The organism is Pedobacter sp. 22226, from assembly GCF_052045455.1.
Classification (GTDB): domain Bacteria; phylum Bacteroidota; class Bacteroidia; order Sphingobacteriales; family Sphingobacteriaceae; genus Pedobacter; species Pedobacter jeongneungensis.
The window spans coordinates 205881-218249 of the sequence record NZ_JBQEPB010000005.1 but is presented as its reverse complement, the minus strand read 5'-3'; the positions used below and the strand labels follow the sequence as shown (position 1 = coordinate 218249).

Annotated in this window: 7 protein-coding genes; 1 reads left to right on the top strand and 6 read right to left on the bottom strand. The window is 38.4% G+C overall.

Annotated features, from left to right (window positions below; translation table 11 throughout):
* Positions 1–9 precede the first annotated feature (9 nt).
* The 6 genes from ACTJKC_RS13150 to surE form a co-directional block, all read right to left on the bottom strand.
* Positions 10–1014, bottom strand: coding sequence for a LacI family DNA-binding transcriptional regulator (locus tag ACTJKC_RS13150; protein WP_344852820.1), 1005 nt, complete (start codon positions 1012–1014; stop codon positions 10–12).
* A 197-nt stretch (positions 1015–1211) separates the two neighbouring features.
* Complete coding sequence (locus ACTJKC_RS13145; protein ID WP_440792507.1) at positions 1212–2879, bottom strand: RagB/SusD family nutrient uptake outer membrane protein; 1668 nt, start codon at positions 2877–2879, stop codon at positions 1212–1214.
* Between the two features lie 10 nt (positions 2880–2889).
* Positions 2890–6111 (bottom strand): SusC/RagA family TonB-linked outer membrane protein, encoded by a 3222-nt coding sequence (locus tag ACTJKC_RS13140; protein ID WP_440792505.1) that lies wholly within the window; start codon positions 6109–6111, stop codon positions 2890–2892.
* Positions 6112–6300: 189 nt separating this feature from the next.
* Positions 6301–7404 carry a lipid-A-disaccharide synthase gene (lpxB, locus tag ACTJKC_RS13135; RefSeq protein ID WP_440792503.1) on the bottom strand — a complete coding sequence of 368 codons (1104 nt, stop codon included), beginning with the start codon at positions 7402–7404 and terminating at the stop codon, positions 6301–6303.
* 133 nt (positions 7405–7537) lie between these two features.
* Positions 7538–7810 carry a stationary phase survival protein SurE gene (locus tag ACTJKC_RS13130; RefSeq protein WP_440792501.1) on the bottom strand — a complete coding sequence of 91 codons (273 nt, stop codon included), beginning with the start codon at positions 7808–7810 and terminating at the stop codon, positions 7538–7540.
* 5 nt (positions 7811–7815) lie between these two features.
* Positions 7816–8661, bottom strand: coding sequence for a 5'/3'-nucleotidase SurE (surE, locus tag ACTJKC_RS13125; RefSeq protein WP_440792499.1), 846 nt, complete (start codon positions 8659–8661; stop codon positions 7816–7818).
* 223 nt (positions 8662–8884) lie between these two features.
* Here surE and ACTJKC_RS13120 point away from each other — a divergent pair, with 223 nt between their 5' ends.
* Positions 8885–11818: a M16 family metallopeptidase gene (locus ACTJKC_RS13120; RefSeq protein WP_440792497.1), complete on the top strand. Its 2934-nt coding sequence runs from the start codon at positions 8885–8887 to the stop codon at positions 11816–11818.
* Positions 11819–12369 lie beyond the last annotated feature (551 nt).

The window sequence follows — 12369 nt, the reverse complement described above, 5'->3', positions numbered from 1 at the left end:
TACAAAATATTAATCTCTTATGATGAGTTTGGCTGGAATGATGACCTGCTGGTTTTCCAGTTTTGTTTTAGAAGAAAGTTGTTTAAGGATTATTTTGATCACATTTTCGGCGATTTCTTCCAGCGGTTGCTGTACGGTCGAAATTCCAGGGGTATGCAATTCGAAGGCTTCATGATCATCGTATGCGATAACCGCAAAGTCATCCCCTATTTTTTTATTGATCTGTTTTAACACTTTTAGGCCGCTAATGGCAAGGTAGTTGGTGGCAAACAGCACGGCATCGATATTTTTTTGTTCAAATAGCTGCTTAATCTGGCTAATGGTTTCGCTTTCTTCCTGGTTAAAATGGATTTTTAAAACAAGGTTTTCGTCGTATTTAATGCCATTGTCTTCCAATGCTTTTTTATAACCATCATAACGCTCTACAATCTGCTCTACATTGATATCAGTAGTAACGAGGGCAATGTTCTTTTTACCCTGATCGATAAAACTCTGGATAGACTGGTAAGAAGCATTCAAATGATCGGCGCCTACATAGCTGGTGTTAATATCGGGCAGGTTCCTGTCAAAAAAGATTACGGGATTGCCATCTTCCAACAACATCTTCACATCTTCTTCTATTCCTTTAATGGGCGAAATGATGTAAGCGTCAACCTTGCGCGATTTGAACATGTTGATGAGTTCTTTTGCTTTATCAACACTGTTTTCGGTACTGGAATAGATAATTTTATAACCTCTTTTATAGGCTTTATCTTCGATTAACCTCGCGATTCTTGAAAAGAAAGAGTTTGAAATATCCTCGATAATCAGTCCGATAATATTCGAGTTTCCGGTGCGCAGGCTCCTGGCAATCTGGTTGGGTTTATAACCACTCTCTGCAATAATTTTTTCTACTTTTTCTATAACCGCTTCACTGATCGATTTTTCTTTTGCTTTACCATTGATAATAAAGGAAACTGTGGTAATGGATACATTTGCTTTTACAGCTATATCTTTGATAGAAAGCGATTTCATTTGGTCGGAATTCTTTTAAGTTAATCGATTCAAAGCTAAATAAAAATTATAGCTTTTAAATTTTTGCCCGTTTATAAAAACGCAATTTAACATTTTTTATGTTAATCGTTTTAGAAAGACTTGTTAAAGGTTGGCGGGATAAAAAAATGAGGCTTAAAACAGCAAAAGGCGCTTATCAGGCGCCTTTTGTATCAAAATTAATATCCGGGGTTTTGTGTGAGTTTTGGATTAAGGTCTCGTTGTCTTTGAGGAATAGGAAAAAGTGCTTTCGTTGCTGATGAGGCTACGTGGTCCCACCAGGTTCCGGTTGTAAATTTCCCGAAACGAATCAAATCATCTCTTCTAAAGCCTTCGAAAATAAACTCTCTGCCACGTTCTGCCAAAAGCTCATCTAAAGTTAAAGTAGCAGTAGTGTAAGCCTTAGCATCTCGTATAGCTGGCGCATAAGCACGTTTTTTTGTCGTATTGATTAAAGCTACCGCTTCAGCAGTAGCTGTACCACCGCTTTTACGCATTAATGCTTCCGCCTTGGCAAAATAAATCCATGTTAAACGGTAAACATTCCAGTCGTTGTTGTTGTAATTTGGATCAGGCTGAACAGCGACAGTATCCTGACCATTGATCACAAAACCCGGCACGGAATTGCCCAGTTTATACTTGTTAAATCTTACTCCACTGTTCTCTTCACCTTCGCTCATGTTGGAAACGGTGGAATTTTTTGTGTTTTTCTGGATATTGTCAACAAAAGATAATGGCTTGCCAGCATATTCTACGGTACCTAGTACAGCCTCTTTAGGATTGGCAAATTTAAATTGCGGCCCAATAAGCAACCATTCTTTTTTCCTGCGGTCGTCGTTATCATAAGTAGTATAAACACCCGGTACCAATACCACGCCATCATTGCCATTTCTGCCGCCACCATAAATATCTCTTTGCGCAAAATGATAAAACTCGCCTGTCCATGAAGGTTCGAACTTTGCCCTGGTGAAATCGTAAGCGATAGAAAAAATCACCTCTTTTGATAAATCATTTGTATTTTTAAACTGATCGGTAATGGTGGTATCTAATTGCATGGTTCCATTTTGACCACCGCCTTCATTGTTGATCAGTTTATCTGCTGCGGCAATACAGTCGTCCCAACGAGCTGTTCCCGACCATACTTCCGCATTTAAATAAAGTTCTACCAGCATGGCATAACCACTGGCCTGGCTCATTCTACCTAACATTGCCCTAGATAGTTTCGGTACATTATTGATGTTATCCTTAATTTCTTTTTCGACGAAATCGAAAACTTCTTTTCTGCTTGAAGTTGCTGGATAAACCGGATTTGCCGGATCAGCAGGCTCAGTTACAATGGGTACGCCACCAAAGAGATCCATAAGTTTTAAATAATGGAAAGCACGCAGCAATTTCAATTCGGAAATAAATTCGTCTTTTTCTTTTTGGGTGATACCCAATGCCGAAATATCACGTGTACCAATATTTGCAATCGGATCATTACAATAGCCTATGCCGCTATAAATTAAAGACCAGGCATTATTTAAGCCGGCTTCGTCGACCGTCCAGCTATGGTAATGCAATCTTTTCCATTTCCCGCTATCTTCGCCATGCGGACCTTTAGTTGGCCAGGCCAGCTGATCAGCCGATAATTCTGCCGGTCGCCACCATCCGTCCTGCCCCGAAGGAGTTACCCATGCGTTTGCATGTGTGTAGGGACGTAAAACTGCTGAGATTACTTCGTTTTTATTATTATAAAATTTATCGGAAGGAATTTCACTATAAGCATTTTCATCAAGATTGGTGCAGGCGCTTACAATAGCAACCAATAAAAATAATGCTGTTTGTATTATCGATTTATTTTTCATTTTGATATAATTAAAAGCCTACGTTAACACCGAATAAAAATGATCTGGTACTTGGATAAGCACCACGGTTATCAATACCCGGGCCTAAACCTGTGTCCTGTACGAAATCCGGATCATTACCCGTATATCCTGTAATGGTGGCCAGGTTCTGCCCTGTTGCATATACCCTCAGATTACGGATCATTTTAGTTTTAAATTTAAAGTTGTAACCAATAGTTACCTCATCAATTTTAACGTTGGTTCCGTTTTCTAAATAATAATCAGAATACATATAGGTATCCTTGATCTGGCTGTATTTACCGAACGCTTCCTGCAGGTAATTGATTCCGGAAATTGAAGGGTTTCCGTAGGAAAGTGCTGTTGTATTTAAGATTTGGTAATCGAATTTTCCACGCAAGAATACCCTGAAATCGAAATTTTTATAGGTAAAGTTGGCTGTATAAGATGCATAGTATTTCGGAATGGCGTTGCCGATCGGAGCAAGGTCGGTAAGGTTTTTATCTTTCGAATAATTAATCTGATCATTGCGTACTGCTTGTCCGTTGCGGTTAAAAAACAACCATTTTCCATCTGCATCAAAACCTGCAAAGCGTTTACCCCAAAATACACCAAGGTTCTCTCCTTCGTAAGTGGTAATGGCATCGCCAAGGTCTCCAGATCCACCAATACTACCAAAAGTTTTGTATTGAACGGTATAAATATCGTTAGAATAAGAATCCAGCGTATTTTTAATTGTACTTCCGGTAAAATCCATACTAAAAGTAAAGTCTTTGGTTTTAATAGCCTGATATGATAAGGCAAGTTCTATACCTTTTGATGAAATCTGACCAACATTAGCAAAAATGCTCGATTGAACGTAAGGTGGCTGTGGTGTGGTGTATGTATCCAATAAATCTTTGGTTGTGCGTTTAAATACATCTAAAGCACCGGTTAACTTGTTATTAAATAAAGTAAAGTCTGCACCTATGTTTAACTCGCGTTTACTTTCCCATTTAAGAAATGGATTTGCATTTCGGCTAGGGCCATAAGTTTCGCGATAAGCACCATCAGGGTAAAGGTATTTACCCCCGGTACTAAGCGTAACCCTTGAGGCATTGTTCTGAAAGCCTGAATTACCGGTCACACCATAACCAGCTCTTAACTTCAAATTATTAACCCATTTTACATTTTCCATAAACTTCTCCTGGGTTACATTCCATCCCAATGATACGGCTGGGAAATTTCCCCATTTATTATTATCACCAAACCTTGACGAACCTTCTCTCCTTAAAATAAACTGAGCCAAATACTTGCCATCAAATGCATAATTGATACGACCGAAGAAAGCAATCAAGGTATTATCGTTTTTAAAACTTCCCATTCCTGCTTTACCATCAGCAAGCGCCTGCCCCGCATTTAAATTATCTTCATGAAACTGATCATTCAAAAAGCCACGGTTGCTTGCTTTTGCCCCCTCTTCGATATAATAACGGTAACTGTATCCGGCCAATGCAGTAAAAGAATGTTTGTCTGCAATGGTTTTGGTATACTGCAATGTAGGCTCAAGAGCAAAACTCTGTGACAGGAAATTATTTTTAAAAGCATATCCGCCCCCTGGATAATCGGTATTTTCTATAGAATTTTCACTGGCAAGATCACCATAACCGCCATCTATATAACTATCTCTCTGTACGGATCCAAAAATACTACCCTTTAAACCTTCAATTATATCGAGATCAGCTTTAATATCGGCAGAACTGGTTTGTTGTTTCCTATAGCTGGTTTCCTGGAACAAACGGGCAAACTGATTAGTACTCTGTGTATCGTGATAAAACGATCCGTCTGGGTTATAAATCAGTTTTGTTGGATTTTTTGTTGCTTCTTCTTCCCAGCCGCTACCGGTTAATTCGTTATCGAAAAAATCGATTTTTGTACCATTTGAGAGTAAGTTTGCATTATTAAAATTGGCGGCCAAATTCATCTGAACATTCAATTTATCATTAAGCCCTTTTTGATTTACATTCAGCCTTAATGTGTATTCTTTACGGCCATTTTCTAAAGCAATTCCCTGTAAATCTCTATAGTTAATACTTGCTCGATAACTTGTTTTGTCAGATCCTCCGGATAATGATAGGTTATGATTTTGTGAAAGGTTATTATGGTTAACTAAACGATCGTACAGATCTTCGCTGCCACCGTAATCAATAGCATTAATCTCTTTAGAAGCAATTTTTTGCCTAAATTCATCAGCTGTTAAAAAATCTAAGCGGTTTTGGATAAACTCCTTTCTAACATATGCTGAATAATTGAAAGTTGGAGCACCTGGCTTACCTTTTTTTGTGGTGATTAAAATTACCCCCGCATTGGCACTCGTACCATAAATTGCCGCTCCAGAGCCATCCTTCAAAACATCGACAGATAAGATATCATCTTGTTGTAAAAGATCGGGGTTACCGCCCGGGATACCATCGATTACAAAAAGTGGGCTTGCACTTCCGGTTACGGAAACCACTCCACGTAATTGCACACTGGGACCAGAATTTGGATTTGAACTACCCCTGGTAATATTCAAACCTGCAACTTTACCCTGAATCAGATCGAGCGGATTTCGCGCACCACTTTGCCGAAATTGTGCCGTATCAACGTGAGCAACAGAAGAAGTAACTTCTTTGGTTTTCAGCGTTCCATAACCCACTACCACTACTTCGTCTAATTTTTGTGACTGTGATGGTACCAGGCTGATGTTTAACGGCGTTGCACCATTACCTGCCGGAACAGACTTGGTTTGGTAACCTATATAACTGAATACCAGCACATCGGTTGGCGAAGTTACATTAATACTGAACTTACCGTTTTCCTGTGTTACACTACCACCTGTTTTGCCCTGGATTTTAATCCCAACGCCAGGTAAACCGATTTTCTGCTCATCTACAACAGTACCGGTAATTGTTTTTTGTGCGGATGATGTTGCCGGAGCGGTGCTCGCCGGTGTGGCAGGTGCCGTTGTTGCTGGTGCTGTTGCCGGTGCAGTAGCCGGACGTGCGCCTCCCAGCGGATTTGGTGGTACTTTTACCGAATCAGCGGGTTTGGCAACCGGAACTTTTTTTGTTGTGTCTTGTTTTTTAGTTGTATCCTGCTGAAAATAATAGCGATTGAAATTGATTTTTTCGCTCTTAATTTTTGCAAACAACTGGGGGCTTGAAAGTAGGATCAGGCATAGGAATCCTGACATCCTGAGTAAAATGTTTCTCATTGGCACTCACTAGTTTAGTTTATAATTAGTTACGCAATGCGGCCGAATTTCACCAAATTAATAAGAGCACTGAGATTAATTAGTTTTAATTAGGATTTCCGCAAAACGATTTAGTAACGCCTTAAAGGGCATTTTGTTTTAAAAAAAATCAAAACCAACCTAAAATGTTACGTTGGCAGAAAAACTAACTTAGTTTAAATATGTAGTGATTAACACGGCAGTTTTTGCCGAAGCACCCGGTTTGCCCATTAACGAAAGAAGCTCATCATATTGCTTTAACATTTCGATTCTACCCGCTCCAGTTAAAAGAATCTTGAGTTCTTCGCTAACCTTTTGGGTATTGCAATCTTGCTGAATCAATTCAGTTACAATCTTTTTGTTTACAATGAGGTTAACCAAAGAGATAAATTTAATTTTTACCAGCATCCGGGCAATGGCAATTGAAATGGTACCTCCTTTATAAACCACTACTTGCGGCACTTTAAATAAGGCGGTTTCGAGTGTAGCCGTTCCGGAGGCTACAATTGCCGCATGGGCATTGTGCAATAAATTATAAGTATTATTAAAAAGGAGTTTAACTTTTTTATTTCCGGTAAACTGGTGGTAATAGGCTTCGGTAAAAGTTGGTGCAGCGGCAATGGCAAAAACATATTCAGGATATTCGTCTGTAATGCTTAACATTACCGGCAGCAAACGCTCTATTTCCTGTTTACGGCTACCGGGCAACAGGGCAATAATTTTTTCATTCCCCAGCTGATTGTTTTTACGGAAGTTTACATCCGGTGTAAACTGCGCAATTTCATCCAATAAAGGATTACCCACATAATCTACCTTCATGCCCCATTCTTTATAAAAACCAACTTCGAAAGGCAGGATACAGAACATGTGGTCGACAATTCTTTTTATTTTAAGTACCCGTTTCTGGTTCCAGGCCCAAACTTTTGGCGAAATATAATAGCAGACTTTTATGCCATTGGCTTTGGCAAACTCCGCTATTTTCAGGTTAAACCCTGGAAAATCGATCAAAATCAATACATCGGGTTTCCATTTTATAATATCTTCTTTACAAGCTTTAAGGTTTCTAAAAATAGTCCTTAAATTTAAAAGTACTTCGGTAAACCCCATAAAAGCCATGTCGGCATAATGTTTAACCAGCTCGCCACCTTCGGCCTGCATTTTATCGCCACCAAAATACCTGAACACTGCTTCGCTATCCTCAGTTTTTAAGGCTTTTATTAAATTGGCGCCATGTAAATCGCCTGAGGCTTCTCCTGCTACGAGGTAGTACTTCATAATTATGGAAGATGTGAAATGGATGATGGAATTGTATCACCTCATCCATATTAAATATTTCTTTTCATGTATGATGGAAAATTGGTAACGGAAATATACGCTCCCTCATCCATATTCCATCTCACATGTCTCTTTAAAAAACTTTGTACGCAAAAAACACAAAAGCACATACAAATGTCGCTGCCAATATGCCCCTGCCTGTGTTTTCTTTATTGTATTTAAAAAATGTTTGCATGGTGTAGGCGTTTATCGCAATTGCACCAATGTATAATAAATCTGCTTTGGCAAGGTAGGCTACATGGTGAATGATATACCATGCGATGGAACAAAAAATTGCAGGGATAAGCAAACCAATGCCCAAACCTACCCATACCGAATTATTTAACTTTTTTAAGCGATCGATCATCGGAATTAACCTAAATTAATGCCATCTGGTGCTGAAACTTTTGTACCTCCATTTCCAGATTTAGCACCTTCATTACCGGTAAAATCCCAGCTGTTTAATGCCTGAATGGCATGGTGGGCAGTTAAATCGAACTGCACCGGAACAATAGAAACATAATTGTGTTCTAATGCCCAAACATCGGTATCTTCTCCTTTATCAAAATTTTCGAAAACACCGGTTAACCAATAATATGGTCGTTTATAAGGATCTGTACGCTCATCAAATTCTTCCATCCATTTGGCATTGGCCTGACGACAGATTTTAACACCTTTTAAATTGTCGCCTTTCGGGAAGTTGACATTTAACAAAGTGCCTTCAGGTAAACCATTAGCCAGAACCTGTTCGCAAATATTTTTAATATACTTTTTAGTGTGGCTGAAATCTGCATCGGCGGCAAAATCATCCAAAGAAAATCCAATAGATGGAATTTTTTCAATGGCACCTTCTACCGCAGCAGACATGGTACCTGAATACAATACATTAATGGAATTATTTAATCCATGGTTAATTCCGGATACGCATAAATCGGGTTTTTTACCTTTAAAAATCTTATTTACAGCTATTTTAACACAATCAACAGGAGTTCCGCTGCATTTATACATTTCTACCCCCTCATAAAGATCAACTTTATCAAAACGGATCGGTTTTCCAATGGTTATGGCATGCCCCATCCCACTTTGAGGACTATCTGGTGCAACTACCACTACATTCCCCAGCCCCTGCATTACTTCCATTAAATTTTTGATACCCGTAGCTGTAATGCCATCGTCGTTTACAACTAAAATATTTGGTTTTGTGCCCTGCTTTGTCATGCCGGTAAAAATACAGATTTATAAATTCAGGGCACAATAAACCATGATTTATATGCTAAAATCATTTATTGCTTACTTTTCCGTTCGGAAATAAAAATTATTTTCATTCGATACCAGAAAGCATATATATTTGAATAAATAACTTATTAAAAATGAACGCTGTATTTGGACTTTCTATGCAATCGCCAAATACTCACTCATGATCATAAACCAAAATCAAACAATGAAATTCAAACTATTTACTTTGGCTTGTTTTCTGATTACAGGTTCTTTAGCGAAAGCACAAACAACCTATCAGTGGAAAACAGGGACTTCGGGTGGCTACACTTACAGGTACGTAACCAACGATCCGACCAAAACCCGTTTTTATACCTTAAAAAATGGCTTAACCGTAATTTTATCTCAAAATAACAAAGAGCCTAATATTACCTATAAAATGGCCGTAAGGGCAGGCAGTAATACTGATCCGCGGACCAATACCGGTTTAGCGCATTATTTAGAACACCTTTTATTTAAAGGAACGGATAAATTCGGAACGTTAAACTACGCCAAAGAAAAACCTTACCTGGATAAAATTGAGTCGCTTTACGAAACTTATAACAAAACCACCGATCCGGCTAAACGTAAAGAGATTTATAAGGAAATCGATAAAACTTCGGGCGAGGCCTCTAATTATTCTATTGCTAACGAATACGATAAAATGATGAAATCGATCGGAAGCAACAGTACCAATGCCCATACTTCGGTAGAGGAAACGGTTTACGAAGAAGACCTTCCATCAAACGCCATCGATAAATTTTTAGCGGTACAGGCAGAACGTTTCCGTGCACCGGTTTTCCGTATTTTTCATACCGAGTTGGAAGCGGTTTATGAAGAGAAAAACATCGGTATGGATAACGATGGACGTAAAATGTACGAGAAAATGCTGTATGCTTTGTTCCCTACACACAACTACGGCCAACAAACCACCATTGGTACCATAGAACATTTAAAGAACCCATCATTAATCGAAATCAGAAAATATTACGATAAATATTATGTGCCGAACAATATGGCCGTAATTATGAGCGGTGATATTAATTATGATGACCTGATTAAAAAAATCGATAAGGATTTCGCTTATATGAAGTCTAAACCCTTATCGTTATACAACCCTGCTCCTGAAAAACCATTAACACAGGTTCAGAAAGTTGATATTTATGGTCCAAGTGCCGAAAGTTTATACGTTGCCTACAGGGGTTTTGCACAAAATACCCACGAGAGTTTACTGCTTGATTTAATTAGCAGCATCTTAGCTAACGGCAAAGCTGGCTTAATGGATATCAACATTAATAAACAGCAAAAAATGTTAAGGGCAGGCGCCGGTTACAACTCGATGAAAGATTATGGTATCTTCATTTTATCCGGTTCGCCAAAAGCTGGTCAGAGTTTAGAAGAAGCTCAAAAATTGTTGTTAGAGCAGGTAGAATTGCTTAAAAAAGGCGAATTTGATGAAAGCCTTATTAAAGCAACGGTTGCAAACATTAAACTATCTGAACTACAAAACTTCGATAACAATGATGTACGTGCAGATTTCACTATGAATGCCTTTATCCAGAACCGTGGTACCGAATGGGATAAAACATTGGCATCAACCGATGCAATGGGTAAGGTAACCAAAAAAGAAATTGTAGATTTTGCCAATAAGTTCTTCATCAACAATTATGTTTCCATCTTAAAACATAAAGGCGAAGACAAAAGCATTATTAAAGTAGAAAAACCGACCATTACTGCTGTAAAAACCAATGTAAACGAGGTTTCTCCATTCACTAAAGAAATTATTGCAGCTCCGGTTAAACCAATTGCTCCTAAATTTTTAGATTATACAAAAGATCTTCAGTTCGGTAAAGCGGGCATTGCCGATGTAATTGCCGTTCAAAATACTGAAAACGGAATTTTCCGCATGAGTTACCGTTTTGATATGGGTTCTTACAATTACAAATTGTTGCCTTACGCTGCTCAATATCTATCTTTTTTAAGTACTGATAAATATTCTGCAGAAGATATCAGCAAAGCCTTTTACAACATTGCCTGTAGCTATAACGTTAACGTTGGCACCGATGTTACCACTGTATCGATTAGCGGTTTACAAGAGAATTTCGAAAAAGCTGTAGCGCTGCTTGAAGATGTTTTAGCACATTGCAAACCAAACGAAAAAGCCTTAGAAGACTTAAAAGGCCGTTTGTTAAAATCGAGGGATAATGCAAAACTGAATAAATCATCTATCCTGGGTGGTTTAATGAGTTATGCACAATATGGCAAAGACAATCCTTTCAACTATGGATTAACCAATGATGAGATCAAAAATATGAAATCAGCCGATCTGATCTATATTTTGCACAACCTTACCAATTATAAACACACCATTACCTATTATGGTCCGAAAACTTTAGCCGCATTTTCTACTGAGATTGTTAAAGCGCATCCATTGGCAAAAGAATTTACCGATGCAGCACCGATCAAGAAATTTGTATATACTAAAACAGATTCGAACAAGGTTTACTTTGCCGATTATGACATGGTTCAGGCAGAAATCCGTTGGGTACGTAACGGTGGATTGTACGATCCGGCCAATTCAGCTAAAATTGCTTTATTTAACAATTATTTTGGTGGCGGTATGGGTTCTGTGGTATTCCAAACCATCCGCGAATCTAAAGCCTTAGCTTACTCTACTTTTGCAGTATATTCTTCTCCAAACAGTAAAGAGAAAGAAAATACAATTATTGCTTATGTAGGTACACAGGCCGATAAAATGAATGATGCAGTTGCAGGTATGAACGAATTATTAACCACTCTGCCTGAATCGGACAAATCATTCGATTTATCGAAAACCAATTCTTTAAATGGGATAGAAACCAGCCGCATTACTAAAGACGGCATCATTTATACCTATTTAGCAGATAAAAAATTAGGTTATGATCACGATTCAAGAATTGATGAGTACGCTAATTTAAAACCATTAACTTTTAACGACGTAAAATCGTTCCACCAAACCAATCTTTCCGGCAAACCTTACAGCTATTGTATCGTTGCTTCAGAGAAAAAAATCAACATGGCCGATTTAGCAAAATTTGGTCCGGTGACTAAATTGAGCTTAGAGCAGATTTTTGGATACTAAGTGAGGTTGAAGGCAGGAGGGTTGAAAGGCCAAAGCTTAAAGCGGTTCTCAGAAATGGGGATCGCTTTTTTTGGTTTATTGGTTCAGTTATCATTGGTTTATTGGTAACTGCAAACTGAAAACTGGTTCATTTGCTAATTAGTCATTGGTTTATTGGTAACTGCAAATTGCAAATTGCAAACTCATTAAGATGGTTAATGGTTTACCCTTCGATTATACTTGGGAAAGTAACAGTTGCTAAACAAATCGTCAAACGCTTTACCGCCTGGAAAATCCGGATTTGAAAAGCAGGGTTCTGTAAACCTGTTTGATGTTTCGTCCGGCTTTTCGATACGATCTTTTTTGCCTTAGCCCCCAAACGCAGTCGACAAAAAAGGATCTCCTCTTCAATCCGGTTTAAAAACGGGATTTCTGTGGTACTATTTAAGGTTGAAATCAACAGATTTAATCAATGATACAATTGATTGAACAGCCTTCCGTTTACTTTTCTTTGATACTTATTCCACCCTCATTGACACTAATTAAGCTCGACGCCGACCTTTTTCCACCCC

Bases quoted from the DNA above. Each gene is read 5' to 3' on its own strand.
- ACTJKC_RS13150 (WP_344852820.1), bottom strand. From the start codon at position 1,014: ATGAAATCGCTTTCTATCAAAGATATAGCTGTAAAAGCAAATGTATCC.
- ACTJKC_RS13145 (WP_440792507.1), bottom strand. From the start codon at position 2,879: ATGAAAAATAAATCGATAATACAAACAGCATTATTTTTATTGGTTGCT.
- ACTJKC_RS13140 (WP_440792505.1), bottom strand. From the start codon at position 6,111: ATGAGAAACATTTTACTCAGGATGTCAGGATTCCTATGCCTGATCCTA.
- lpxB (WP_440792503.1), bottom strand. From the start codon at position 7,404: ATGAAGTACTACCTCGTAGCAGGAGAAGCCTCAGGCGATTTACATGGC.
- ACTJKC_RS13130 (WP_440792501.1), bottom strand. From the start codon at position 7,810: ATGATCGATCGCTTAAAAAAGTTAAATAATTCGGTATGGGTAGGTTTG.
- surE (WP_440792499.1), bottom strand. From the start codon at position 8,661: ATGACAAAGCAGGGCACAAAACCAAATATTTTAGTTGTAAACGACGAT.
- ACTJKC_RS13120 (WP_440792497.1), top strand. From the start codon at position 8,885: ATGAAATTCAAACTATTTACTTTGGCTTGTTTTCTGATTACAGGTTCT.